The 24,933-nt window shown below is 74.1% G+C and carries 18 protein-coding genes and 1 pseudogene; 13 read left to right on the top strand and 6 right to left on the bottom strand.

Annotated features, from left to right (window positions below; all coding sequences use genetic code 11):
- The 4 genes and pseudogenes from ACTWP5_RS29990 to ACTWP5_RS29975 form a co-directional block, all read left to right on the top strand.
- A pseudogene (locus tag ACTWP5_RS29990) lies at positions 1 to 513 on the top strand (hypothetical protein); the annotation flags it as partial.
- 147 nt (positions 514 to 660) lie between these two features.
- Positions 661 to 1,662 (top strand): fumarylacetoacetate hydrolase family protein, encoded by a 1,002-nt coding sequence (locus tag ACTWP5_RS29985; RefSeq protein ID WP_443224313.1) that lies wholly within the window; start codon positions 661 to 663, stop codon positions 1,660 to 1,662.
- A complete protein-coding gene (locus tag ACTWP5_RS29980) occupies positions 1,659 to 2,603 on the top strand; it encodes an MBL fold metallo-hydrolase (RefSeq protein ID WP_443224312.1) in 945 nt (314 codons plus the stop codon). Before ACTWP5_RS29985 ends, ACTWP5_RS29980 begins: the two co-directional genes overlap by 4 nt.
- Before the next feature lie 166 nt (positions 2,604 to 2,769).
- Positions 2,770 to 4,320: a long-chain-fatty-acid--CoA ligase gene (locus tag ACTWP5_RS29975; protein WP_443224311.1), complete on the top strand. Its 1,551-nt coding sequence runs from the start codon at positions 2,770 to 2,772 to the stop codon at positions 4,318 to 4,320.
- A 118-nt stretch (positions 4,321 to 4,438) separates the two neighbouring features.
- On the opposite strand, the gene ACTWP5_RS29970 is transcribed toward ACTWP5_RS29975, so the two are convergent.
- A complete protein-coding gene (locus ACTWP5_RS29970) occupies positions 4,439 to 6,466 on the bottom strand; it encodes a beta-galactosidase (protein ID WP_443224310.1) in 2,028 nt (675 codons plus the stop codon).
- 208 nt (positions 6,467 to 6,674) lie between these two features.
- On the opposite strand from ACTWP5_RS29970, the gene ACTWP5_RS29965 reads away from it, so the two are divergent.
- On the top strand, positions 6,675 to 8,186 hold the full coding sequence (locus ACTWP5_RS29965) for a serine/threonine protein kinase (RefSeq protein WP_443224309.1): 1,512 nt from the start codon (positions 6,675 to 6,677) through the stop codon (positions 8,184 to 8,186).
- A gap of 101 nt (positions 8,187 to 8,287) precedes the next feature.
- Here ACTWP5_RS29965 and ACTWP5_RS29960 read toward each other — a convergent pair whose 3' ends face one another.
- From ACTWP5_RS29960 to ACTWP5_RS29950, 3 genes are all read right to left on the bottom strand, one after another.
- Complete coding sequence (locus tag ACTWP5_RS29960) at positions 8,288 to 8,965, bottom strand: lytic polysaccharide monooxygenase (RefSeq protein WP_443224308.1); 678 nt, start codon at positions 8,963 to 8,965, stop codon at positions 8,288 to 8,290.
- Positions 8,966 to 9,097: 132 nt separating this feature from the next.
- Positions 9,098 to 10,930, bottom strand: a complete 1,833-nt coding sequence (locus tag ACTWP5_RS29955) for an SMI1/KNR4 family protein (RefSeq protein WP_443224307.1) — start codon at positions 10,928 to 10,930, stop codon at positions 9,098 to 9,100.
- Positions 10,931 to 11,000: 70 nt separating this feature from the next.
- The gene (locus ACTWP5_RS29950; RefSeq protein ID WP_443224306.1) at positions 11,001 to 11,732 is read right to left on the bottom strand and encodes a GntR family transcriptional regulator; all 732 of its coding nucleotides are present in this window, start codon (positions 11,730 to 11,732) and stop codon (positions 11,001 to 11,003) included.
- Between the two features lie 99 nt (positions 11,733 to 11,831).
- Between ACTWP5_RS29950 and ACTWP5_RS29945 the strand changes: the two genes are divergently transcribed.
- The gene (locus tag ACTWP5_RS29945) at positions 11,832 to 13,571 is read left to right on the top strand and encodes an IlvD/Edd family dehydratase (protein ID WP_443224305.1); all 1,740 of its coding nucleotides are present in this window, start codon (positions 11,832 to 11,834) and stop codon (positions 13,569 to 13,571) included.
- A gap of 30 nt (positions 13,572 to 13,601) precedes the next feature.
- Positions 13,602 to 15,059 carry a GntP family permease gene (locus ACTWP5_RS29940; protein WP_443224304.1) on the top strand — a complete coding sequence of 486 codons (1,458 nt, stop codon included), beginning with the start codon at positions 13,602 to 13,604 and terminating at the stop codon, positions 15,057 to 15,059.
- 149 nt (positions 15,060 to 15,208) lie between these two features.
- Here the strand turns inward: ACTWP5_RS29940 and ACTWP5_RS29935 are convergent, their stop codons facing one another.
- The gene (locus ACTWP5_RS29935; RefSeq protein WP_443224303.1) at positions 15,209 to 15,802 is read right to left on the bottom strand and encodes a TetR/AcrR family transcriptional regulator; all 594 of its coding nucleotides are present in this window, start codon (positions 15,800 to 15,802) and stop codon (positions 15,209 to 15,211) included.
- Between the two features lie 145 nt (positions 15,803 to 15,947).
- On the opposite strand from ACTWP5_RS29935, the gene ACTWP5_RS29930 reads away from it, so the two are divergent.
- Positions 15,948 to 16,799 carry an NmrA family NAD(P)-binding protein gene (locus ACTWP5_RS29930; protein WP_443224316.1) on the top strand — a complete coding sequence of 284 codons (852 nt, stop codon included), beginning with the start codon at positions 15,948 to 15,950 and terminating at the stop codon, positions 16,797 to 16,799.
- A gap of 85 nt (positions 16,800 to 16,884) precedes the next feature.
- Here ACTWP5_RS29930 and ACTWP5_RS29925 read toward each other — a convergent pair whose 3' ends face one another.
- Positions 16,885 to 17,670, bottom strand: a complete 786-nt coding sequence (locus ACTWP5_RS29925; RefSeq protein WP_443224302.1) for a FadR/GntR family transcriptional regulator — start codon at positions 17,668 to 17,670, stop codon at positions 16,885 to 16,887.
- Positions 17,671 to 17,837: 167 nt separating this feature from the next.
- On the opposite strand from ACTWP5_RS29925, the gene ACTWP5_RS29920 reads away from it, so the two are divergent.
- Genes ACTWP5_RS29920 through ACTWP5_RS29900 form a run of 5 tightly spaced genes read left to right on the top strand, consistent with a single transcriptional unit; the run spans position 17,838 to position 24,824 of the window.
- Positions 17,838 to 20,225 carry a beta-galactosidase gene (locus tag ACTWP5_RS29920; protein ID WP_443224301.1) on the top strand — a complete coding sequence of 796 codons (2,388 nt, stop codon included), beginning with the start codon at positions 17,838 to 17,840 and terminating at the stop codon, positions 20,223 to 20,225.
- Positions 20,218 to 21,561, top strand: a complete 1,344-nt coding sequence (locus ACTWP5_RS29915) for an ABC transporter substrate-binding protein (RefSeq protein WP_443224300.1) — start codon at positions 20,218 to 20,220, stop codon at positions 21,559 to 21,561. The genes ACTWP5_RS29920 and ACTWP5_RS29915 overlap by 8 nt, the downstream gene beginning before the upstream one ends.
- A complete protein-coding gene (locus ACTWP5_RS29910; protein ID WP_443224299.1) occupies positions 21,558 to 22,559 on the top strand; it encodes a carbohydrate ABC transporter permease in 1,002 nt (333 codons plus the stop codon). The genes ACTWP5_RS29915 and ACTWP5_RS29910 overlap by 4 nt, the downstream gene beginning before the upstream one ends.
- Entirely contained in the window at positions 22,556 to 23,473 is a 918-nt protein-coding gene (locus ACTWP5_RS29905) for a carbohydrate ABC transporter permease (protein ID WP_443224298.1), read from the top strand. The genes ACTWP5_RS29910 and ACTWP5_RS29905 overlap by 4 nt, the downstream gene beginning before the upstream one ends.
- 43 nt (positions 23,474 to 23,516) lie before the next feature.
- Positions 23,517 to 24,824: a cellulase-like family protein gene (locus tag ACTWP5_RS29900; protein WP_443224297.1), complete on the top strand. Its 1,308-nt coding sequence runs from the start codon at positions 23,517 to 23,519 to the stop codon at positions 24,822 to 24,824.
- The last annotated feature ends 109 nt before the right edge of the window (positions 24,825 to 24,933 follow it).

Below are 24,933 nucleotides of genomic sequence, written 5' to 3'. Positions count from 1 at the left end.
TCTGGCCCCCCACCCTCCCCCCCCAGCGCCGCGTTCACCGATCTGGGACCCGTGACCGGCGCGCCCTCGCGGCCACGCTCCCCCCAGCCGTCCCGACCCTCCCGGCGCCCCGGGGCTTCCCGGCGCGCCGCCCCTTCCGCCGGGGCCGCCGAACGCGCCGCGCGGGAGGAACGCGCGGACCGGGCACGGCGGGAGAAGCACGAACGCGCCGCGCGGGACGCGCGTCAGGACGCGCGTCGGGCCGCGCGGGAGCTCGACGAATGCCAGCAGGCGCGCGACGCAGCCCACGAGGCGGCCGACCAGGCGGCGGAGGACCGGGAGGACGCACACCGGCAGGTCAAGGACCTGGCGGCGCGGCTGCGGAACGCCGAGGAGGGCCAGCGCCGGGCCGAGTCCCGGCAGCGACGCGCCCGCGACCGGCTGCGCCGCACCGAACGCGAGCTCCAGCGGGCGCGACGCCGGGCCGGCGACACCGCCGCCCGCGCGGAGCGCCTCGCCGCCTCCGGGACCTGACGCCGCCCGGCCGCCGCCCGGGGCCGTCTTGTCACGCCACGGCACGCGCGGGAAGCTCGGTGCGGTCGCCGCCGCGGTCGAGGTCGCGGGAGGCGGCCGCGGTCCAGCAGGCACGCGCCGAGGGCGCCGCGTCACCCGGGAGCAGACATGCGCTGGAGTACCTTCCGCACCGCCGACGGCGAGGAACGCGTCGGCGTCTGGCACGGCGACCGGCTGCACCCCGCCCCCGGGGTGCGGCGCCTGGTGGACCTGCTCGGCGACGACGGCACGCGCCTGCGCGAGGCGGGCCAGGCCGCGCTCGCCTCGGGCGAGAGCGTCGACCCCGCCGCCGTCGACCTCCTCCCGCCCGTGCCGGAGCCGCCCTCCGTCAGGGACTTCATGGCCTTCGAGGAACACGTCGTCACCGCCAGCGCCGCGATCGGCCACACCGTCGACCCGCTCTGGTACGAGCAGCCCGTCTTCTACTTCACCAATCCCGCCGCGGCGCGCGGCGCCCGCGCCGACGTCGCGATCCCCCCGGGCAGCGCCGCGCTCGACTACGAACTGGAGGTCGCGGTCGTGATCGGCCGCGAGGGGAGCGACCTGACCCCTGAGGAGGCGGAGGAGCACATCGCCGGCTTCGTGCTGTTCTGCGACTGGAGCGCGCGCGACCTCCAGGCCGCCGAGATGAGGATCGGCCTCGGCCCCGCCAAGGGCAAGGACTCCGCCAACGGCTTCGGCCCGTGGCTGGTCACCCGCGACGAGGTCGCCCCCCGCGCCGCGCGCCGCGGCTACGACCTGACGCTGACCGCCTCGGTCAACGGCGTCCCCTACAGCGCGGGCAACGTGGCGGACCTGTACTGGTCCTTCGGCCAGATGATCGCCTACGCCTCGCGGGGCACCCGCGTGCGCCCCGGCGACGTCGTCGGCAGCGGAACCGTCGGCACGGGCTGCGTCCTGGAGCTCTCCCGGGTGCACGGCACCGAGCGGTACCCGTACCTCCGCGAGGGCGACCGGGTGCGCCTGGAGGGGGAACTGCTCGGCGCGATCGAGGCCCGCGTCGTGGCGGGGACACCGCCCCGACCGCTCTCCCAGCCGTCACCGACCTCCCCGGCGTCACCGGCTTCCCCGGCATCCCCGCGGACCGACCCGGATGGGAGCCGCGCGTGAGCAGCTCCCCCCACGATGTCACCCGCCCCGGCCCGCCCGAGCTGCGGGAGGTCTCCGACGGCGTGTTCGCCTACGTGCAGCCCGACGGCACCTGGTGGATCAACAACACCGGGTTCCTCGTGGGGCCCCAGGGCGTCGTCAGCGTCGACGCCTGTTCGACCGAGCGGCGCACCCGCGCCTACCAGCGGGCCATCGCCAGCGTCACCGCCGCGCCCGTGCGCACCGTGATCAACACCCACCACCACGGCGACCACACCTTCGGCAACTCCCTCTTCCCCACGGCCACGATCCTCGGCCACGAGCGGGCGCGGCAGGAGGCCCTCGCGTTCGGCCCGCCGCGCCCGATGCCGTACTGGAGCGAGACCGACTGGGGCGACCTCACCCTCGACCCGCCGTTCGTCACGTTCACCGACGAGATCACCGTGCACGTCGGCGAGCTGCGCGTCCAGGTCCGACACGTCGGCACGCCCGCCCACACCACCAACGACGTGCTCGTGTGGATACCGGAGCGCTCGGTGCTCTACTGCGGCGACCTCGTCTTCAACGGCGGCACGCCCTTCCTCCTCATGGGATCGGTCACCGGCGCCATCGAGGTGCTCGAGGAGGTCGTGCGCCCGCTCGGCGCCGCCACCGTCGTGCCGGGCCACGGCCCCGTCTTCACCGACGACGCCCCCGTGCGCGACACCCTCGACTACCTGCGGTTCGTCGCCGACCTCGCCGTCAGGGGCCGGCAGGCGGGCGTCACCCCGCTCGACGCCGCCCGCGACACCGACCTCGGCCGTTTCGCCGACTGGCCCGACGCCGAACGGATCGTCGGCAACCTCCACCGCGCCTACGCCGAACTCGACGGCACCCCCCGCGGCGGGCCCGTCGACCTCCACGCCGCCCTGGCCGACATGGTGACCTACAACGGCGGCGCACCCCTCAGCTGCCTGGCCTGACGCCGCGGCCGGCCGCGGCCGGCGCAGGCCGGCGCCGGCCGGCGAGATCCGGCGAGGATCGCCCGAGGAGAAGGCGTCCCGCCCCTCGCCTCGCGGGTCGGCGCTGCCTAAGCTCGTCGTCTCGGCGCGACGGCGCGCCGACCACCGACCCCTGGGGGAGCCGACGATGCTGAACCTGGCCGTGCTGCTGGAACACACCGCGCGGGAGTTGCCGGAGCGCGACGCCGTGGTGCTCGGCGAGAGACGACTGACCTACGGGCAACTCGACGCCGCCGCCGGCCGCGTCGCGGCGGCCCTCGCGGCACGCGGCATCGGGCGCGGCGACCGGGTGGCCCTCAGCTGCCCGAACCTGCCGCAGTTCCCGGTGGTCTACTACGGCATCCTCAAGGCCGGGGCGACGGTCGTGCCGCTGAACATCCTGCTCACCCACCAGGAGATCGCCTACCACCTGAGGGACTCCGGCGCGAAGGCGTACTTCTGCTTCGAGGGCACGCCGCAGCTGCCCATGGCCACCGCCGGCCGGGCGGCCTTCGACGCCGTCGAGGGCTGCGAGCACTTCGTCCTCATCACCGCGGACCCGACCGCCACCTCGGACGACGGGACGGCGACCCTCGCGGACCTCACGCGCGACGCGTCCGCCCCGTTCGCGAGCGTGTCCACCCACGAGACCGACACCGCGGTCGTCCTCTACACCAGCGGCACCACCGGCCGACCCAAGGGCGCCGAGCTGACCCACAGCAACATGGTGAACAACGCCCTGCTGGCCGACCGCATCTTCGGGTCGGCGCGACACGACGTCCACCTGGTGGCCCTGCCGCTGTTCCACTCCTTCGGGCAGACCGTGCAGCTCAACGCGGGCTTCGCGACGGGCGCGACGGTCACGCTGATGCCCCGCTTCGAGGCACGGGCCGCCCTGGAGCTGATGGAGCGCGAGCGCGTCACGTTCTTCGCCGGCGTGCCGACGATGTACTGGTCGCTGCTGCACTGCGAGGACGCCGACTCCTTCGACCTCGCCGCGATAGCGGAAAGACTGCGGATCTCGGTCTCCGGCGGCTCCCCGCTGCCCGTGGAGGTGCTGACGGAGTTCGAGGAGCGCTTCGGCGTGCCGATCCTGGAGGGCTACGGCCTGTCGGAGACGAGCCCGGTCGCCACGTTCAACCGCTTCGACCGTCCCCGCAAGCCCGGCTCCGTCGGGCTGCCGGTGTGGGGCGTCCAGGTGCGGGTGGCGGGCCCCGACGGCGCGGACGCCGCCGTCGACGAGCCGGGGGAGGTCCTGATCCGCGGCCACAACGTGATGAAGGGCTACCTCGGCCGCCCCGAGGCCACCGCGGAGGCCGTCGACGCCGACGGCTGGCTCCACACCGGCGACGTCGGACGGCTCGACGAGGACGGGTACCTGTACATCGTCGACCGCACCAAGGACCTCATCATCCGGGGCGGCTTCAACGTCTACCCCCGGGAGGTCGAGGAGACCCTGCTGACCCATCCCGAGGTGAGCCTCGCCGCCGTCGTCGGTGTGCCCGACGAGCGCAACGGCGAGGAGGTCAAGGCCTTCGTCATCCGCAGGCCGGGCGCGAGCCTCAGCGAGGCGGACCTCGTGGCCTGGTGCCGCAGCAACATGGGCGGCCACAAGTACCCGCGGATCGTGGAGTTCCGCGAGTCGCTGCCGATGACGGCGACGGGGAAGATCCTCAAGCGGGAGCTCGTGGCCGAGTAGCGCTCCCCCCGAACGGCGCCCGGGCCCGGCGCCCGGGGCCGGCGCCCGGGGCCGGGGCGGGGCCGGCGCCCGGGGCCGGGGCGGGGCCGGAGCCCGGGGTCGGGGTCGGGACGACGGCTCACCCGGTCCTGACCACGGCCACCCCCAGCGGGCCGAGGGCCACGGTGCCGCCGGTCGGGGCGCCGGCGAGCAGGTCGAGGCCGTCGGCCGGCACGGCGACCCGCGCGGTCTCCGTCTCCGAGTGGTTGAGCAGGAACAGGTACGCGTGGGGCCCGTCGGGGGAGTGGCGGCGGGCCACCTCCACGTGGGGCGGCGCCCCGGCCACGAGCGGGGTGACCCCGGCGTCGGCGACGGCGGCGACCAGGAGGTCGCGCAGCGCCTCTGGCGCGAGCCGGGTGCCGACGTACCGCACGCGCCCGGCGCCGACGGCGTTGTCCAGGACCGCCGGCCGGCCCGCGAGGAGCCCCGAGGTGTAGGAGGCCAGCACGGTGGCCGTCTCCGGGTGGATGCTGTCCTGCCAGAAGTCCGCCCGGGTGGTGGTGCCGTCGGCGAACGCGACGTCGAACGTCTCGCCCTCCCTCGCCGGCCAGTACTCGTCGACGTAACAGCCGACCAGCTCGCGGAACGCGCCCGGGTAGGCGGGCTGGCGCACCTGGTTGTCGGCGTCCACGACGCCGGAGAAGAAGGAGCAGACCAGGGTTCCCCCGCCGTGGACGAAGCGGGTGAGCTCCTCGACGAAGCGGTCGTCGACCAGGTAGGCGTTGGGCACGACCACGACCCGGTAGCCGCTGAGGTCCGAGGCGAAGTTGACCATGTCGACGGCGTGGTGGGCTTGAAGGAGCGGGCGGTAGTGGTCGGTGACGACGGCCGGGTAGTCGAAGTCGTTGCGCGGCAGGCCGTGCGTCTCGGTCAGCCCCCACCAGGCGTTCCAGTCGAACAGCACGGCGATCTCGGCGTGGGAGACCGTGCCGACCGCCTCGGCGATCGCGGGCAGCTCCCTGCCGAGCGCCTCGACCTCCCGCCAGGTGCGCGAGGCGGTGCCCGAGTGCGGCAGCATCGCCGAGTGGAAGCGTTCGTGCCCGCCACGGCCGGCGCGCCACTGGAAGAACAGGACGCTGTCGGCGCCGTGCGCGATCGCCTGGTAGGAGCCCAGGCGCAGCTGGCCGGGACGCTTGACGTTGTTGACCCGCCACTGCGACACGCCGCTGGCGGCCTGCTCCATCAGCAGCCACGGCTCGCCCCGCAGGGAGCGCATGAGGTCGAAGTTGAGCGCGGCGGAGACGTGGCTGTCGGCGTGGCCGGGGTCGGGGTAGATGTCGAGCGCGGCGGCGTCCTCCTCGGCCGCCCACCGCCAGTAGTCGGCGTGGCGGTAGAAGCGCATGAAGTTGGTGAGGATGGGGACGTCGTCGCGGTGGGCGCGGACGATGTCCCGCTCCATGACGAAGCACTCCAGGAGCGCGTCCGAGACGAACCGCTTGTAGTCCAGGCGGCGTGTCGGGTTGGACCACGAGCGGGGGATCTCCGGCGGGTTGACCTGGTCCCAGGAGGTGTACACCTGGGACCAGAAGCGGGTGTACCAGGCGTCGTTGAGCGCCGCCAGCGTGCCGTACCGCCGTCTCAGCCAGGCGCGGAAGGCGATCGCGCTCTGCGGCGTGTACGGCACCGGGCCGTACTCGTTGCTGATGTGCCACATCACGACAGCGGGATGGTGCGCGTACCGCTCGGCCAGCGCGGTGGTGATGCGGGCGGCGTGCTCGCGGTACCGGGGGGAGGTGGGGTCGAAGTGCAGCCGGTTGCCGAAGCCGAAGGTCTCGCCGTCCTCCATGACGGGGTGGACCTCCGGGTGGCCGTCGGTCAGCCAGACCGGGGGAGCGGCGGTCGGGGTGGCGAGGTCCACGCTGACGCCGTTCGCGTGGAGGAGGTCGATCACCTCGTCCATCCAGTCGAAGGTGAACCGGCCGGGCTCCGGCTCCAGGCTCGCCCAGGCGAAGACGCCGAGCGTGACCAGGTTGACCCCGGCGCGCCGCATGAGGGCGACGTCCTCGTCCCACACGGACCGGTCCCACTGCTCGGGGTTGTAGTCGCCGCCGAAGGCGAAGCCGCCCACGCACGCCCGGAACGCGTCCATCCGGCTGTTGTCGCTCACGTGACCGCTCCCGTCGTGACGCCGCTTCGCCCGTACCGCCGGAGTGAGAGGAGGAGGACGCTGTGGAGGGATCGTTCCCACCAGGAACCCCGGTGACCACGATCCGCACGAGGCCGGGCTCGCCCGTCGCGGGCGCCCGCCGCCATCCCCTGGACATCCCGGGGTCCCGCCGTGCCCGTCACGGCCTCGGACCGGGTACAACTGACAGGTGACGTTCAGAGCGTTGGCACCGGGGGATCCGGCGAGGGTGGGGCCGTACCGGATCGTCGGGCGGCTGGGCCAGGGCGGGATGGGGTCCGTCTACCTCGGTCAGTCCCGCGGTGGTCGGATGGTCGCCGTCAAGGTGATCCGGGAGGATCTGGCCGACGACGCGGCGTTCCGACGGCGGTTCCGTCGCGAGGTGGACGCCGCCCGCCGGGTGAACGGCGTCTTCACGGCCGGCGTGGTCGACGCCGACCCGTCGGGCGATCCGCCGTGGCTCGCCACCGCGTACGTGCCCGGCCTCTCGCTCGACGAGGCGGTCAGGAGTCGGGGCGGCTGGCCCGAGACCGCCGTGCTCGCCCTCGCGGCCGGCCTCGCCGAGGCGTTGGAGGCGATCCACGCGGCGGGCGTCGTGCACCGCGACCTCAAGCCGTCGAACGTCATCCTCGCGGAGGACGGACCGCGCGTCATCGACTTCGGCATCGCCGGACACGTCGACGCCCACGGGAACGACACCGCGTCGGTGACGGTCGCCGGCTCGCTCGGCTACATGGCCCCGGAGCAGCTGACGGGGGCGGGGATCGTGCCGGCCACGGACGTGTTCGCGCTGGGCGCGGTGCTGGCGTTCGTGGCGACCGGCACCGAGGTGTTCGGAACGGGCATGAGCGCCGTGTTCAGGACCACCTCGGAGGAACCGGACCTCAGTGGGTTGCCGCCCCGGCTGCGGGGACTGGTGGCGCGGTGCCTGACGAAGGAGCCGGCGGGGCGCCCTTCGGTGTCCGAGCTCGTCGAGGAGCTGGCGGAGTTCGTGGGCGCCCCGTGGCTGCCCGCGCCGCTGGCCGGGCCCGTCGCCGCCGCAGCTGCGGCCAGCCCGCCGCCGGCGGCGCGGACGCCGACGGAGCCGGCGCGGGATCCGTCGCCGCAGCCCCGGCGCGCCACGCCTGCCGTGATCGGCCTGGCGGTGGTCGTCGTGGCCGCCGTCGTCGGCCTGGTGACGTGGCTGGTACCGCGCGTCGGCGGCGACGCGAACGCGTCGGCGTCGCCGTCCGTTTCGTCGTCCGCCTCGGAGTCGGCCGGCGCGTCGGCTCCCGCGTCCCAGCCCGCCACGGACCCGAGACCGTTACCGAGCCCCACGCGGAGCCCGACGCCGAGCCCGGAGGAGGAGCCGTCGGTCGTCGGGGTCTGGGAGGGGAGCTACCGCTGCGCCCTGGGTCTGGTCGCGCTGGACCTGACCATCACCTCGCCGGGCGGGGACGCGCTGGAGGCGCTGTTCGTCTTCTCCCCGCACCCTGACAACCCGGGCACGCCCAGCGGCAGCTTCAGCATGGTCGGGTCGCTGCGCGACGGCGTCATGGTGTTGCGCGGCGATCGCTGGATCGACGAGCCGGAGGACTTCTCCTTCGTCGACCTGGAGGCGGAGGTACCCGCGGGCACGCCGGACCGCCTCCACGGAGATGTGTCCCCGACGGGGGACGGGGCCCCCGGCTGCACGTCGTTCGCGGTGGAGCGGCAGGACTGACACCCGCCGGGGAGCGCGCGGGCCCCCGGGCGGTGGGGCGTGCCGTCCTCGCTGTGCGTGCGGCTCCCCGGCCTGCTGCCCGCGCGGTCGTCGGCCGTCGCCTACTCGAAGATCACGTCGCTGCACAGGTACGACGTCTCGTCCCGGTCGGCGGCCTGCCAGAGCGTGAAGACCACGTGCCGCCCGGTGCGGTTCCCCGCGTCCACCTCGACCTGGTAGACGCCGCCCGACCCGGGGCCGGGATAGGAGCCGGTCATGACGACCAGTTCGAGGTCGTCCCAGCCCAGCCGCTCGGTGGTCGGGTCGAAACCGTGCCTGGAGATGTACACCTGGACGTAGGCGGCGCCGTGCGGGACCAGGTCGGAGATCGTCAGCAGGAACCGCCGGGGCAGGACGGTGGCGTGCCACGGGCCGGGCTCGTCGAAGGCCGCGTACAGGCCGTTCCTCGCCAGCCCGCCGCTACAGAGCTGACCGTCGGGGACCGCCCCCCGATGGTCGCCCCCCACGCCCGTGCGGTTCACGCCGCCCCAGTCCCACACGGCGGTCGGGTTCGCCTGCCACGCCTGCCAGCACATGGGGTCCCGCCACTCCATGGCCGGGTCGGGGTCGGTGCCCCACCGCTCGAAGCACCCGTAGGCACGCGAGGGCGGGGAGGTGGTGGCGCCGTGCGCGCCTGCGTCGCCGGCCAGGGTGCCGGCCAGCAGCAGGCCGCTGAGCGCGGAGGCGGTGACGGCGCGGGACAGGACGGCTCGGGTACGGGCAACGGGTCTGTGGTCCATGAGATGCCTATCGGTCGAGAACGGTCCGACGAAGGAGCGCTCCCAGCCCCCTTGCTCGGCAGTATGAGACCACGCCGTGTGACGTCAACTCCCCGCGCACGGGGCCCGTGCACGGCACCGTCCGTCCCGGCCCTACCCGCCCAGGGCGGATCGGGCGGCTGCGAGGTCGCTCGTCAACTCCCTTCGCCAGTCCGCGGACAGCCGGGCGTTGAGGACCGCTGGCGCGGCCAGGGGAGCGGGCAGCTCGGCGACGTGGCGCAGGGCGGAGCCGGCCCGTGCGCGCTGCTGCCAGGCCAGGCCCTCGTCCTGGGTGACCAGGAGCGGCGGTTCGTCTCCGCCCCTCCTGCGCCCGCGCGGGGGCTCGGCCGCCCGCGCCTCGGCGAACACCGTCCGCAGCCGGACGCCGAGAGGGTCGTCGTCGGTGAGGGGGACCGCCTCGCCGCGCGCGAGGCGGTCCAGGGCCGGCGGGATTTCGGGATGCGCCCCCAGCCCCGTCTCCCCGGTCAGCCGCCGCAGCTGCGCCGTCAGCGCGGCTCGCAACACCTCCGGCTCCGTGCGTGCCACCAGGTCGGCCAGGTCGAAGTCGCGGCCGACCAGCGGGCGCCGGCGGGCGGGCTCTGGGAGGTCCGGGAGCAGCGGCAGCACCAGCCCGCTGAGCAACTCCTGGGCGCTGGCGAGCTCGGGGTCGAAGGCTATGCCGAAGCGGCCCTCAAGCGAGGCCACCAGGCGGGTGTACGCGGCGGAGGCGTCCGGCCAGCGGTCGCCAACGCCGTACTGAACCGTTCGGGCCGCGGCACCGATGGTCCGCCTCCCTACGCCGCCCGGCCGGGACCTGAACACCTCGACGTCCCCGGCGGGCGTCCCGTCCCCGTACGCGACGAGCCGCACCTCGGGACCGTCCTTCCACAGCGCGACGGCGCGGGTGCCCGCCGAGACCCGCCGCAGCACCTCCGGCCTCCTCCCCTGGGCCTCCCCCGCCTCATCGAGCGCGAACGCCCACTCCCGGGCGGTACCCGCGCGCATCAGCGGCAGCCGGGCGGCCCACGCGCCGGCCGCGGCGTGCCGGGCCTGCCGCCGGGAGCGCTCGCGCAGCGTCTCGGGCCGCACCCCGATCCGGCGCAACAGCTCGTCCGGCCCCAGCCCTGCGGCGAAGACCAGCCCAGGCTGGTACGGCTCCGGCGGAGCGGGAGCCCCGCGCCGCACCACCATGAGTTCGATGGAGGCCCCGTGCTGCCGAGGGCGCGGCGGCGCGGGGATGGGGGCCGGGGGCGGCGCGGTCGGCTCCGGCGTCTCGCCCGCGAGCGTGAGCGGGGAACGCGGGCGCGGCACCACCGAGGTCTCCGTGTCCCACAGGAGCCGTCCCTCGAACGCCACGGGCACCTGGCCGCGCACCGGGAGCCGCCGCTCCAGCGCGTCGGCGAAGGCGGCCACCACCTGCCGTAGGGAGGCCCATTCGGTGAACGACGGGGCGTCCTCGTTGAAGAACCGGCCCACCCGGCCGTAGTGCTCGCCCTCCCGGCAGGTGACGAAGAGCCCGTCCTGGGCCTCCCAGCCGATGCCCCGGGTGACCAGCAGCCACTCGCGCCGCCAGAACGCGGCCAGCTCGGCTCCTTCCTTCTCGCCCTCCTCGTCCGCGTCCCCGTCCTGGGGGTACACATGGTCGTTCACCGAGCGCAGCAGCTCCGCGTCCCGCACCAGCTCCGCCAGACCCGCGAACGGTCCGCAGAAACTGAGCACCGGCGCGCCCGCCCCACGCTCCGTGCCGTCGTGGCACAGGAGCGACGCGACCAGGTCGGGGCAGAAGGTCAGACCGAGCCGCCGCTCGGCGGCCTCGACGTCCGTCGGCGTCGCGGGCGGGCGTAACAGTCCACGGCTGACCGGCGCGTGCCGGGCCAGCCAGGCGTCGATCCTCGCCCATGAGTCGGCGACGGGTGGCCCGAGGGAATCCCCGGCGTGTGAGGTCATGCCACGGAACGTAACGGATGCCACTGACACTGGCGGAGACGCTCGGGTGCCGGCGCGGACGCGCCGTTGCTCAGCCGTGCGCGGGCTCGCCGCGCCGCCCGGAGGCGGCGGCCTCCACCCGGCGCAGGTAGGCGTCGCGGGAGGGCAGCAGGTGGGCCCGGCAGGTCTCCGCCAGCAGCTCGGGGTCCGCCTCGCGCAGCGCGCGGATCATCGTCCAGTGCTCGCGCTGCGAGACGACCTGGGAGGTGGGGGAGGTGGCGGTCACGGACCGGATGGCGAGGGTCATCTGGGCGTGGCGGAGGATCGCCGCGACCAGCGCGTCGTTGTCCGAGAGGGCGAAGAGCGCCTGGTGGAAGGCCGTGTTCGCGTGCACGATGCCGCGCAGGTCGTCCGCCTCCACGGCGGCGTCGTGCCGCCGCTGGATCGCGACCAGGGCGTCGAGCCGCTCCTCGGGCACGGGCAGGACGATGCCGCGGGCGCAGTGCGTCTCCAGCAGCTCGCGGACCGCGTAGATGTCGCGGACCTCCTTGGCGGTGTAGGCGCGGACGTACGCCCCGACGTTGGGTCGCCGCTCGACCAGGCCGCGGTGCTCTAGGTCCTGGAGGGCGCGGCGCACGACGTGGCGCTTGGCGGCGTACCGCTCCATGAGCTCGTCCTCGACGAGCCGTTCACGAGGGAAGCGGAGGCCGAGGACGATCTCCTCCTCCAGCCGCCCTGCCACGTCCTGCCCGGGGTCCGTCCGGGGGAGAGGCACGTCCCCTTCCGCCACGGGCCTGCCCTCCCTCGCTGGCGTCGCGTCCATCGCCGCACATTCTGACATGGGACTTGTCCACCGTCGGGGTGGCGTGATTACATGCCCGCGCCAATATCGACGAGATTATCAATAATGAGGGCGGCAGAGATGACGGACGGCGGGACCTCCCCCCGGGGCATGCGGGGCGGCCTGGTGAGTTACGGGGACGAGGAGTTCGCGCTGTTCCTGCGGACGGCCTTCATCAAGGGCGCCGGGTACACCGACGACGCCCTGGACCGCCCGGTCGTCGGCATCGTCGACACCGGCAGCGGCTTCAACCCGTGCCACGGCAACGTCCCGCAGCTCGTCGAGGCGGTCAAGCGCGGCGTGATGCTCTCCGGCGGGCTGCCCGTCGAGTTCCCGACGATCTCCCTGCACGAGAGCTTCTCGCACCCCACCAGCATGTTCCTGCGCAACCTCATGTCGATGGACACCGAGGAGATGATCCGCGCCCTGCCCGTGGACGCCGTCGTGCTCATCGGCGGCTGCGACAAGACGGTGCCGGCCCAGCTCATGGGCGCCGCCTCGGCGGGCAAGCCCGCGATCCAGCTCGTCACCGGCTCGATGCTCACCGGCTCCCACCGCGGGCGCACCGTCGGAGCCTGCACCGACTGCCGCGCGTTCTGGGGCCGGTACCGGGCCGGCGAGATCGACGCGGCCGAGATCTCCGAGGTCAACGGCCGCCTGGTGGGCAGCGTCGGCACCTGCTCCGTCGCCGGGACCGCCAGCACCATGGCCTGCGTCGCCGAGGCCGCCGGCATCGCCCTGCCCGGCAGCGCCACGCCCCCCGCGCCGACCGCCGACCGCACGCGGATCGCCGAGCTCACCGGCCGGCGCGCGGTGGAGATGGCCCACGAGGGCCTGACCATCGACCGCGTCCTGACCGTCGAGGCGCTGGAGAACGCCCTGCGCGTGCTGCTGGCCGTCGGCGGCTCCACCAACGGTCTCGTCCACCTGGCCGCCGTGGCCGGCCGGCTCGGCTACGCGCTGGACCTGGACCGCTTCGACCAGATCAGCCGCGAGACGCCGGTGCTGGTCAACCTCAAGCCGGCCGGCGAACACTACATGGAGCACCTGCACCGCGCCGGCGGCGTCCCCCGGCTGCTGCGCGAGCTGCGCGACCTGCTCAACCTCGACGCGCTCACCGTCACGGGACGCACCCTCGGCGAGGAGCTGGACGACGCGCCCGAGCCGTTCCCCCAGGACGTGATCCGCCCCCGGACGGAACCGATCTACCCCGAGGGCGGCATCGCCGTGCTGCGCGGCAACCTCGCGCCGGGCGGCGCCATCATCAAGCAGGTGGCGGCCAGCCCCGAGCTGCTCGACCACCGCGGTCGGGCCGTGGTCTTCGAGGACGCCGCCGACCTCGCGGCGCGCATCGACGACGAGGACCTCGACGTGCACCCCGACGACGTGCTGGTCCTCAAGCACATCGGCCCCGTGGGCGCCCCGGGCATGCCCGAGGCCGGATACATCCCCATCCCACGCAAGCTCGCCCGACAGGGCGTCAAGGACATGGTGCGCGTCTCCGACGGCCGCATGTCGGGCACCGCGGCCGGCACGATCGTGCTGCACGTCTCGCCCGAGGCGGCCCTCGGCGGCACGCTCGCCCACGTCCGCACCGGCGACGTGATCCGGCTCAGCGTCAGCGAACGGCTGCTGGAGCTGGAGGTCGACGAGGCCGAGCTCGCGAACCGAGCCCGCCAGGCGCCGGCCCGCCCCCTCCCCACCCCCGGCCGCGGCTACGGCCGCCTCTTCGCCGAACAGGTCACCCAGGCCGAGGAGGGCTGCGACTTCCGCTTCCTCCAGGCCGAGACGATCCGCGGCACCGTTCCGCGCCCTCGGTGACCCCCGCACGACCACATCAATGGAGATGAGATGGACAGTTCCACCTGGACGCTGATAGCCGCGGTGGTGGCGATCGCGTTCCTGTTGCTGCTGGTGATCAGATTCAAGGTCCAGGAGTTCCTGGCCCTGCTGGTGACCACCCTCACCTTCGGCCTGCTCGTGGGAACCAACCCCGTCGACCTCATCGACCTCGTGGTCGAGGAGATGGGCGGCGAGCTCGGCGAGCTGGCGATCATCATCAGCCTCGGCGCGATCTTCGGCACCGTGCTGCAACGGGCCGGCGCCGCGGAACGCATCGCGACGACCCTCGTCGGCCGCTTCTCCGACAAGAACATCGCCTGGGGCCTCGGCGCCGCCGGCTTCCTCGTCGCGATCTCGGTCTACATCGACGTCGCGATCGTGATCCTCGTCCCGATGCTCTACGGCATCGCGCAGCGCACCGGCAAGTCCCTGCTGTACTACGGGATCCCGATGTGCGCCGGGCTGAGCTGCGCCTACACGTTCATGCCGCCCTCCCCGGGGCCGCTCGCCGCCTCCGGCATCCTCGACGCCGACCTCGGCCTGGTCGTCCTCTTCGGCGTGATCTGCGGCATCCCCGCGGTGACCGTCGCCGGGCCGATCTTCGGCCGGTACATCTCCCGGCGGATCCACGTGCCCGTCCCCACCCACCTGCTGGCCGAGAGCAAGGCCACCCTCGGCCGCGCGAAGGGCGGCAGCGGCGGCTCCGGTGCCGTGGCCACCGGGGGACCGGGCGACGCCAACGGCGAGGTCGGCGGGGACGACGCCACCGGCGAGGAGCAGGCGGCCACGCCGCTGCCGAGCTTCCGGTCCGTGCTGGGCGCGCTGCTGCTGCCGCTGGGTCTGATCGTCCTCGGCACGATCGGCGAGAAGGCCGCGCCCGAGGGGTCGGCCCTGTCGACCACGCTCATGTTCGTCGGCCACCCGGTCATCGCCCTGCTGCTGACGGCCCTCTACACCCTCTGGTTCTTCGGCGTCCGGGTCGGCGCCACGGGCGAGGAGATCCGCGCGCTGACCTCCGCCGCCCTGGCGCCGGCCGGACAGATCATCCTGGTCACCGGGGCGGGCGGCGCCTTCGGCGGTGTCCTGGTCGAGTCCGGGATGGGCGACGTGCTGGCGGACGCCATGAAGGACGCCAGCATCCCGCTGGTGGTCTTCGGCTTCCTGGTCTCGTCGATCATGCGGATCTGCCAGGGCTCCGGCATGGTCGCGATGGTCACCGGAGCGACCTTCAGCGCGCCCATCGCGGAGTCGCTGAACGCCAGCTCCGCCACGATCGCGCTGACGACCATCGCGATCGCCTGCGGCGGCGCGGCGTTCTCCCACATCAACGACTCCGGCTTCTGGATGGCCAACCGGTACTTCGGGATGTCCGTGGCCGACACCCTGAGGTCGTGGACCGTGATGAAGTCCCTCGTCGGTCTCACGGGCTTCGCCGCCGTCTGCGTGGTGAGTCTGGTCGTCGGCTGACCGAGGGTCGCCGCGCCCGCGCCTCGTTATCCGCCCACCCGCCGTCGAGGCCGGTGGTGGGCGGAGAACGGGGCGCGGACCGTTCGCGCCGCCCAACAGCCGTGCGTGAGGCCACTGCCGAAGGCCGGCCCCGTCGCCCCGGGCGCCGGTCAGTCCCGGGGCGGGTGAGGGGCCAGGACCCTCGCGGTGAGGTTCGCCAGCTGCGCCCGCAGCGTCTCGCGCGGCACGCCCTCGCGCCCGGCGAGGTGCTCGACGAGGTCGGCGCGGGTGGCCGCGAGCAGCGCGTGGGCGGTGAATCCGGCGTCCGCCACGCCGGGGATCTGGTCCAGCAGGGCCTGGAGCAGACCGTGCCAGTGCCCGTAGTGCTCGGCCTGGTAGGGGCTCGTGCCCCCGGACTCCTCCAGCGCCAGCGCGAGGCGGCGGTTGTCGAGCTTGAAGCACAGGGCGGCGTCGAGCAGGGCGGGCACGCGCCGAAGCGGGGGAGTGGCGGGCCCGAGGGGCGGCGGGCCCGACTCGACGGCCTCCCTGAGCGGTTCGAACCGCGCCTCGTACAGCGCGCGGAGCAGCCCGGTGCGGTCGCCGAAGGCTCGGAAGAGCGTGCCCTTGCCGACGCCGGCCGCCGCCGCGACGTCGGCCATGGTGACGTCCTCGGGGCTCTCGCGCCGGGTGAAGAGCTCGTCGGCGGCGGCGAGGAGCGCCTGCCGGTTGCGGGTGGCGTCCTTGCGGGGTCTGCGCTCGGGCACGCTGCTCCTCCGATTGCGAAGCGGACCCAGGGTCCGTATCGTGAACCGGGCTCTGGGTCCGGATTCAGACGAGACGAGGATACCCATGTCCCTGCCCGCTCCCGCTCCCGCTCCCGCTCCCGCGCCCTCGCCGGCGCCCGTGTCCGTGTCAGAGTCCGGGCCCACCACGTTGGTCGTCGGCGCCACCGGCACCACCGGGGGGCGCACCGCCGCCCGGCTGACGGCCGCCGGCCACCGCGTCAGGGCCGCCAGTCGCACCGCCACCGCGGTTCCCGGCGCCCGGCCGGTCCGCTTCGACTGGTACGAGCCCGCCACCCACGCCGCCGCCCTCGACGGCGTCGAGCGCGTCTACCTCGTGCCGCCGCCGGGCGACAGCGACCCGTCGGCGGTCATGCTCGCCTTCCTCCGGCGGGCCCGCGACGCCGGCGTGCGCCGCGCGGTGCTCCTCGGCTCCTCGGCGATCCCCGAGGGTGGCCCGGCCGTGGGAAGGGTGCATCGGGCGCTGCCCCAGCTCTTCGACCAGTGGGCGGTGCTGCGGCCCTCGTGGTTCATGCAGAACCTCACCGGGGCGCACCCGCACGCCGACGGCATCCGGGAGGAGGGAGTCGTCGAGACCGCCACCGGGAGCGGCCAGGTCGGTTTCGTCGACGCCGAGGACATCGCGGCCGTCGCCTTCCACGCCCTGACCGACGAGCACGCGCCCAACGCCGGCCTCGTGCTGACCGGTCCCGAGGCGCTCAGCTACGACGACGTCGCCCGTGTCGTCACCGATGTCACGGGGCGGCGGGTGGTCCACCGTCGCGTCTCCCCCGAGCGGCTGCGCGAGCGCCTGGCCGCGCTGATGCCCGTGGAGTTCGCCTCCCTGCTCGCCGAACTGGACCGGGCCATCGCCGACGGGGCGGAGGACCGCGTCACCGACACCGTCCAGCGCGTCACCGGCCGGCCGCCGCGAGCCTTCCGGGCCTTCCTCCAGGAGGAGACGCGACGCCGGGGGTGACGGTCCGACGCGCTCGGGGGCGGCGTGGGCGGGCGTCGGTCCACGGGCCCTCGGTCCACGGACCGCAGTTCCACGGGCGCTCGGTTCACGGGCCCTCGGTCCGCACGCCCCGCTCGTCGTCCCGCGGCGTCCTCGCGGCGGGTGTCCGGGGCGTGGCGGGCGCCCGCCGCGTGGTGTAGCCGGCGACCTCGTCGAGGTCGCGCACCGCCATGGCGAGGAGGTCGAGCATCGCGAGCTCGGCGCGCGCCGGGTCCTGGTCGCGGACGGCGTCGAGCACCGCGCGGTGGCTGGGCACCGGGTCGTGGGCGCCGGCGTGCGCGTGCACCACGCGGTCACGTTCCCGCAGCACGGGCTCCAGCAGCAGGTCCATGCGGGCGAGCATCTCGTTGCCCGTCGCGGCCAGCAGCGCCCGGTGGAAGGAGGTGTCGGCCTCGGCGGCCGCGAGGGAGTCGGCGCGGGCGCCCGCCATGGCCGAGAGCGCCGACTCCAGGGCGTCGAGGTCGGCCTCGGTCCGGTGGAGCGCGGCGCGGTGGGCGGCGGCCGGTTCGACGATGGAGCGCACGTCGGCCAGGTTCCGCATCAGCCGTTCGCCGACCCCGCCGTCCATGTGCCAGCGGATGACGTCGGGGTCCAGGAGGTTCCAGTGGCCGCGTGACCGGACGAAGGTGCCGCGCTTCTGGCGGGCGTCGACGAGCCCCTTGCCGGCCAGCACCTTCAGGGACTCCCGCATGACGGTGATGCTGACGCCCAGCTCCTCGCCGACCACCCGCAGGTCCAGCGTCGCGCCCTCGGGCAGTTCCCCGCCCACGATGCGGACGCCGAGCGCGTGCACCACCTGCCCGTGCACGCCGCGACCGCTGTAAGACGCCATGTCAACTCTCCCTGGGGCCCGTTGCGGGGGGCGGAACGCGGCCGGGTCGACCGGGCCGCGGAGGCATCATAGCCCTGCGAATTAAATATGAATACATCTTGACAGTGCTGCGGAGCACCCCCACGATGAACCCACTTCACCGAGCCGCCCCGCAGGAGCCACCTGTCATGTTGTCGCTGCGTGCCCAGGAACCGCCCGCGCCGCTCGCCGGCCACCTCGCGATGGGCAGTCCCCGGGGGGCACCCGAGCCCCTCACCGTCGACAGCCGCCGCCTGTCGCGGGCGGGCCGCCCCTGGATCCCCGTCATGGGGGAGTTCCACTTCAGCCGGTACCCCGCCGACGAGTGGCGCGAGGAGCTGCTGAAGACGCGCGCCGGCGGCGTCGACCTGGTCGCGACCTACCTCTTCTGGAACCAGCACGAGGAGGAGCGCGGCAGGTACCGCTTCGACGGCGGGCTGGACGTGCGCCGCTTCGTCGAGCTCTGCGCGGACCTCGACCTCGCCGTCGCCGTCCGCATCGGGCCCTGGTCCCACGGCGAGTGCCGCAACGGCGGCTTCCCCGACTGGCTGGCCGACACCGGATGCGTCCCCCGCACCGACGACCCCGCCTACCTCGCGCTGGTGGAGCCGTACTACGCGCGCGTCGCCCACGAACTCCGCGGACTGTGGCACGGCGACGGCGGCCCCGTGATCGCCGTCCAGGTGGAGAACGAGCTCTACGACCAGCCGGAGCACCTCGCGACCCTGCGGCGCATGGCCGAGGCCGCCGGCATCACCCCGCCGCTGTGGACGGCCACCGCGTGGGGCGCCGCCCAGATCCCCCCGGACGTGCTGCTGCCCCTGTACGGCGGCTACCCGGAGGCGTTCTGGGAGGACGCCCACCCCGGCTGGGCCCGGGAGATGCGCCGCCACTACTTCTTCACCCCGATCCGCGACGACCACGCCATCGGCGCCGACCTCCGCGACGCCGCGCCCGCCGGCAGCGGCCCGGACGACCGCCGCTACCCGTACGCCACGTGTGAGCTCGGCGGCGGCATGGCCATCGCCTACCACCGCCGGCCGCTGGTCCCCGAACGCGACGTCACGGCGCTGGCCCTCACCAAGCTCGGCAGCGGCTCCGTGTGGCAGGGCTACTACCTCTACCACGGCTGCTCGCAGCGCCAGGAACACCGCGTCCCCAACCAGGAGTCGCACGCCACGGGCTACCCCAACGACCTGCCCACCGTCACCTACGACTTCCAGGCGCCGCTCGGCGAGTACGGCCAGGTCCGCCCCTCCTTCCACGCCCTGCGCCAGCAGCACCTCCTCCTGCGGGACTCCGGCGCCGACCTCGCCGACATGGCGCCGTCGCTGCCCGAGGTCCAGCCCGACGGCCTGGACGACCGCGCCACGCTGCGGTGGGCCGTCCGCTCGCGCGGCGACGCGGGCTTCCTCTTCGTCACCAACCACCAGCCGCACGAGCCGCTGCCCGACCACGAGGGCGTGCGCTTCCGCGTGACCCTGGCGGACGACCACACCCTGACCCTCCCCGAGGAGCCCGTCACCGTGCCGTCGGGCGCCTGCTTCGTCTGGCCGTTGGGCTACGAGCTGGGATCGGGTCTCCGCCTGACCTGGGCCACCGCGCAGCCCCTGGCCCGCCTCGACGTCGACGGCACACCGACCGCCGTGCTCGCCGCCACCGAGGGTGTCGCGCCCCGCCTGCTGCTGCCCGCCGGGACGACGGTCGAGGACCCGACGGGCGCCGCGCGGGTGCGGGAGCTCGCCGACGGCACGCTCGTGACCGTGCACCGCCCCGGCACCGACGCGCTGCTGACCGCCCACGGCCCGCGCGGCCCCGTCCGCGTGCTGGTGCTCACCGCCGAACAGGCCCTGCGCGCGAACCGCGTCCACGTCTGGGGACAGGACCGGCTGGTGCTCTGCGACGACCTGGTGCTCGTCGACGGCGAGGAGCTGCGCGTCCACACGACCGCCGCCCCCGAGATCTCCCTCCTGCCCGCGCCCGCCGCCCTGGCCGACGCGGGACCCGGCGTCGAGGACGGCGCCTTCACACGCTGGTCGCTGGGCCCGCCCCCGCCCCCGCCCGTCCCCACCGTCACGTGCGTGCGCGCCGAGGCCGTCGCCGCCCCCGCCCGCACCGGCGGCTCCCACGGCCGGGCCTCCGCCCCGCGGGACGCCGACTTCGCACGGGCCTCCGTCCACCACGTCACCATCCCTCCCGAGATCCTCGACGAGAGCGAGGACGCGGGCGAGGTGCTGCTGCGCGTGACGTACACCGGGGACGTGGCGCGGGCCTACGTGGGCGGCCGGCTCGTCGCCGACCACTTCTGGTACGGCCCCGCGTGGGAGATCGGGCTGCGCCACGTCGCCGCCGAGGCCGTCCGGCACGGCGTCGAACTGCGCGTCCTGCCGCTGGCCCACGACAGCCGCGTCCACGTGGACGCCGCCGCCCGCGACGGCCTGGCCGCCGCCCGCGCCGGGACGTCCGTCGACGCCGTGACCCTCGTGCCCTCCCGGCGGATCAGCCTCCGGGCACCGAAGGAGGTTCGCCATGCCTGACCTCGGCCGCCCCGGCGCACCCAGCCGCCGGGCCCTGCTGCGCGGCGGCGCCGGCCTCGGGCTCGGCCTGCTGGCCGCCCCCGCGCTCACCGCGTGCGGCACCGCCGACGCCGAGCCCGTCACCTCCGGGCCGGTGGACATCAGCCTGTGGACCCACGACCCCGGCTACGTCACCACCTACCAGAACGCCGTCAGCGACGCGGCCCTGACCCGCGGCTCCCGCTTCGACTTCCGTGTCGACGTCACCAACGCCGCCCCCGGCGACATCGTCACCCGCATGATCGCCCAGGCCGTGGCCGACGGGAACACCCCCGACCTCGCGGGCGTCGTCATCGACCAGTTCCCGCGCGTCATGGTCTCCGGCATCGCCGAGCACCTCTTCGTCGACCTGACCGAGACGGTCCGCCCGCTCGGGGACGACCTCCTCAAGCTCGCGCCCTACACGGTCGAGGGCGTCCCCTACGGCCTGGACTCCGACAACTCGATCTCCGTCTACTACTACCGCCAGGACCTCTTCCAGGAGCACGGCGTCCCCGAGGACGTCGCGACGTGGGAGGAGCTGGCCGACCACGGCGAGCGCCTCGCCACCGACCACGACATCAGCCTCGGCATGGTCTCCACCGGCGACAACGGCTCGATCGTCAACGCCTTCCTCCAGTTCCTCCTCCAGCGCGGCGGCGGCCTGTTCGACGAGCGCGGCGAGATCACGCTGCCGTCCGCCGAGGCGCTGGAGGTGCTGGAGTTCATGGTCCGCGGCGTGCGCAGCGGATTCCTGCTCGCCCTCCCCGACCCCTACGGCAGCGCCTGCGCCGCCGCCCTGAAGTCCGGCCGCCTCGCCGCCACCGCCATGCCCAACTGGTACAACGCCTACGGGCTCCAGACCAACGTGCCCGACCAGGCCGGCCGGTGGCGGATGCGCACCCTGCCCCGCTTCTCCGGCGGCGGCCACATCGCCTCCACCCTCGGCGGGACCGCCTTCACCGTGCTGAAGGACAAGCCCCACACCACCGCCGCCCTCGAACTGCTGCGGCGCGTCTACCTCACCCGCGACGGGCAGCTCCTGCGCTACCGCTCCGGCGGCTACCTGCCCACCCTGCGCTCGCTCTACGAGGACCCCGAACTCCTCGCCATCGAGGACGAGTTCCTCGGCCAACGGGTCTTCGACGTCTACGGTCGGGCCGCCGCCGACCTGCCCCTGTTCCACCAGGACGCCGGCATGCAGATCCTCACGGACGTGCTCGGCGGACCCGTCCTCGACGCGCTGATGGGGCGCACGTCCCCCGAGGCCGCGATCGAGGACGGCCTCGGCGCCTACCGACAGCAGGTGAAACGATGACCCCTCCACCCCCGACCGGCACCCCGACCGGCGGTGCCGCCGGCGACACCACCCGTTCCCGCCCGCTCCTCGGCGGGCACCGCCAGCCCGCCGCCACGACGGCCGTGCCCCGGCGCTCGTGGTGGCTACGCCACCAGCGCGAGCTGGCACCGTACGTCTTCATCTCGCCCTTCTACCTGCTCTACGGGCTCTTCCTGCTCGTGCCGATCGGAGTCGGCCTCTACCTCAGCTGCACCGAGTGGGCCGGCCTCGGCACGCCCCGCTGGGTGGGCCTGCGCAACTACCGGGACCTGCTGAGCGACAGCAGCTTCTGGACCGCCGTCCGCAACACCTCCCTCTACGTCGTCTTCACCCTCCTCGTCGTCGTGCCCGCCGCCCTGCTGATCGCCCAGGCCCTCAACGCCCGCGGGCTGCGCGGGCGCGACATGTTCCGGCTGACGTACGTGATGCCCGTGGTGATCTCCCCGATCGTGGTCGCCCTCGTCTTCGGGCTGATCTTCGACCGGGAGTTCGGGCTGGTCAACGGCCTGCTGGAGGCCGTCTTCGGCTTCGGCGGCGTGGACTGGCTCAGCGACCCCACCTGGGCCCGCGTCACCGTCGTGATCCTCGTGCTGTGGCGGTGGACGGGGTACCTGACGATCTTCTTCCTCGCCGGCCTCCAGAACGTCCCCAAGGAGCTCCACGAGGCCGCGGCGATCGACGGCGCCGGACCGGTGCGGCGCTTCTGGGAGGTCACGCTCCCCTCGCTGCGCCCGGTGACCGCGTTCGTCGCCGTCACCGTGCTGATCAGCACGGCCCAGATCTTCGAGGAGCCGTTCCTGCTCACCCAGGGCGGCCCCGGCGAGTCCACCCTGTCGGTCGCGATGTTCATCTTCCGAGCCGGCTTCCAGCGCCAGCAGCTCGGCTACGCGGCGGCGGCCGGCGTTCTCCTCTTCCTCGTGGTGTTCGCACTCGGCCTGCTCGCCATGCGGGCCCTGAAAGTCGGGAGGGACCAGTGACGGCCACGACCACGGCCAGCCACGCCGAGGCGACGACGCGGGAGGAGCCGTCGCGCGCGGCCCGCCGGCCGCCGAACGCGGCGGGACACCGACCGGGACGCGGCGGCCGGGTGCTGCTGTACGCGTTCCTGACCAGCCTGCTGGTCGTGTTCGCGCTGCCCCTGCTGTGGGCGCTCTCGGCCTCGTTCAAGGCGCGCAGCGACATCTTCAGCTACCCGCCGCAGCCTCTGCCGCTGCCGGCGACCCTGGAGAACTACCGCGGCCTGCTGGACGCGCACCCGTTCTGGGGCTGGTTCGTGACCAGCACCGTGGTGGCCGGGATCTCCACGGTGGTGTCCGTGGGGCTGTGCTCGCTGGCCGGGTTCGCCTTCGCCAAGTACCGCTTCCGCGGGAAGCGTTTCCTGTTCAACCTGATGTTCAGCTCGCTGGCCGTGCCGTTCGCCGTGATCGTCGTGCCGCTGTTCGTCATGGTCGCCAAGGCGCACCTGACCACGCCGTACTTCGCGCTCGTCGTGCCCTGGGTGGCGCCCGCCTTCGGGATCTTCATGATGCGGCAGTACACCGAGCAGGCCGTGCCCGACGCCCTGCTCGACGCCGGCCGCGTCGACGGCTGCACCGAGTTCGCCGTCTTCCGGCGGATCGTGCTGCCGCTGCTGCGGCCCGCGCTCGGCGCGCTCGGCGTGTGGTCCTTCCTCGCCAGCTACAACAGCCTGCTCTGGCCGCTCATCGTGGTCAGCGAACCGGGCGACTACACCCTGCCGCTCGGCATCCAGGCGCTGTTCGGCGCCACCGGGCGCCAGTACGACCTGGTGCTCGCGGCCGCGGTGCTCGCCGCCGTGCCGAGCCTGCTGGTGTTCTTCCTGCTGCGCAGGCAGCTCCTCGAAGGACTCACTGCCGGCGCCGTCAAGAGCTGACAGCGTCTCTCCCGTCCCTCCCCAGGAAAGGTCCGGACCCGACGTGCCCACCGCACCCCCCGCCCACCTGCCCGCCACGCTGACGATCTCGCTGTGGGACTTCAGCTGGTACACCCGCACCGGCCCGGGAGAGCCGTTCCACGACCTCGACCGCGCCTTCGCCGAGGCCGTCGAACGCGGCTACAACACCGTCCGGATCTGCGCCATGCCGCTGCTGCTGTTCGGCTCGGGGCTGGACACCACCCGCCTGCGCCTGGGGCCGCTGGGCGGGGCGTACGGGCAGCGGGTGCGCTGGTACGACGTGGCGGGCCCCACCGAGATCGACGGCCGCGCCCAGCTGCTCGCCCTCTTCCGGGCGGCCCGCCGGCACGACTGCTACGTCATCCTCTCCAGCTGGGAGTACCAGCAGAGCCCGTCGTTCGCGGCCGACCGCGCCTGGTTCGACGCCGTGACGCGGATCGACCCCGAACGGCGCGCGGAGGCGCTGGCCGACGCCCTGGCCGACCTCGTCGACTTCCTCGCCGCGCACGACGGCCTCGACGACCGCGTCGCCTTCACCGAACTCCACAACGAGGTGCAGGCCGGGCACCTCACCGACGGACTGCCCGCCGGGGACACCGTCGTGGCGCTCCGGCCCCGGCTGGAGCGCGGCCTGGCCCGGTTCCGCGAGCGCCACCCCGACCGGCCCGTCACCGTCAACTACGCCCAGGTGCCCGTCGGCTCGCTGCGCGGCGTCCCGCGGGACGTCGACGTCGCCGTCTTCCACCCCTACGTCTACGGCGTGCTCGACGAAATGCTGGAGACCTTCGCGCTCCGCGACACCGCACGCCCCTTCCCCCAGGACCTCGCCCGCCGCGAGCTGCTGCGTCCCGGCGCCCCCGACCTGGCGGACTGGCTGCCGCCGGCACAGGACCGGTGGCGGCTGGAGGCGACGGTCGTCGGCCGGCGCGAGGTGTACGTCCACGACTGGTGCGACCCCGACGCCTTCGACGCCTGGCTGTACGACCGGTACGCCGTCCACCGGCTGGCGATGGTGGAGAAGCTGCGCACCTGGATCGCCGCCGCCGCGGACTGGGCGGCGGACGCTGGCGTCCCGCTGGTCCTGGGCGAGGGCTGGGTCGGGTACACGCCGCTGCACGGCTCCTTCGAGGAGGGCCCGGTGGGCGCCGCGTTCTGCCGGCTGGCCGTCGCGGAGGCCGCCCGTGTCGGCGCCTGGGGCTCGGTGGTCTGCTCCAACGCCGCGCCGCACCACCCGATGTGGCACGACCTCGCCCTCCAGCAGGAGTGCGTGGCGCTGCTGCGCGGCGAGGGCGGCGACCGCGGCGCGGGCGGCGAGCGGCGAACGGGCTGACGGCGCGGGGCTGTTGGAGGCGGGGCGAGGAGCGGGGCCGGCGGCGTTCCGTGTGAGACTTCCCCCGGACACCGAACCGCGACGCTCCTCACGAGCCAAGGGAGTTAAA

Source organism: Streptomyces sp. 4N509B, from assembly GCF_052245655.1.
In the GTDB taxonomy this organism is placed as follows: domain Bacteria; phylum Actinomycetota; class Actinomycetes; order Streptomycetales; family Streptomycetaceae; genus Streptomyces.
The sequence above is the reverse complement of the archived record's forward strand: the minus strand, read 5'-3'. Positions and strand labels throughout refer to the sequence as shown.

Coding starts and splice junctions, on each gene's coding strand:
- ACTWP5_RS29985 (WP_443224313.1), top strand. CDS start 661: ATGCGCTGGAGTACCTTCCGCACCGCCGACGGCGAGGAACGCGTCGGC.
- ACTWP5_RS29960 (WP_443224308.1), bottom strand. CDS start 8,965: ATGGACCACAGACCCGTTGCCCGTACCCGAGCCGTCCTGTCCCGCGCC.
- ACTWP5_RS29910 (WP_443224299.1), top strand. CDS start 21,558: ATGACCCCTCCACCCCCGACCGGCACCCCGACCGGCGGTGCCGCCGGC.
- ACTWP5_RS29940 (WP_443224304.1), top strand. CDS start 13,602: ATGGACAGTTCCACCTGGACGCTGATAGCCGCGGTGGTGGCGATCGCG.
- ACTWP5_RS29975 (WP_443224311.1), top strand. CDS start 2,770: ATGCTGAACCTGGCCGTGCTGCTGGAACACACCGCGCGGGAGTTGCCG.
- ACTWP5_RS29925 (WP_443224302.1), bottom strand. CDS start 17,670: ATGGCGTCTTACAGCGGTCGCGGCGTGCACGGGCAGGTGGTGCACGCG.
- ACTWP5_RS29955 (WP_443224307.1), bottom strand. CDS start 10,930: ATGACCTCACACGCCGGGGATTCCCTCGGGCCACCCGTCGCCGACTCA.
- ACTWP5_RS29950 (WP_443224306.1), bottom strand. CDS start 11,732: ATGGACGCGACGCCAGCGAGGGAGGGCAGGCCCGTGGCGGAAGGGGAC.
- ACTWP5_RS29915 (WP_443224300.1), top strand. CDS start 20,218: ATGCCTGACCTCGGCCGCCCCGGCGCACCCAGCCGCCGGGCCCTGCTG.
- ACTWP5_RS29920 (WP_443224301.1), top strand. CDS start 17,838: ATGTTGTCGCTGCGTGCCCAGGAACCGCCCGCGCCGCTCGCCGGCCAC.
- ACTWP5_RS29945 (WP_443224305.1), top strand. CDS start 11,832: ATGACGGACGGCGGGACCTCCCCCCGGGGCATGCGGGGCGGCCTGGTG.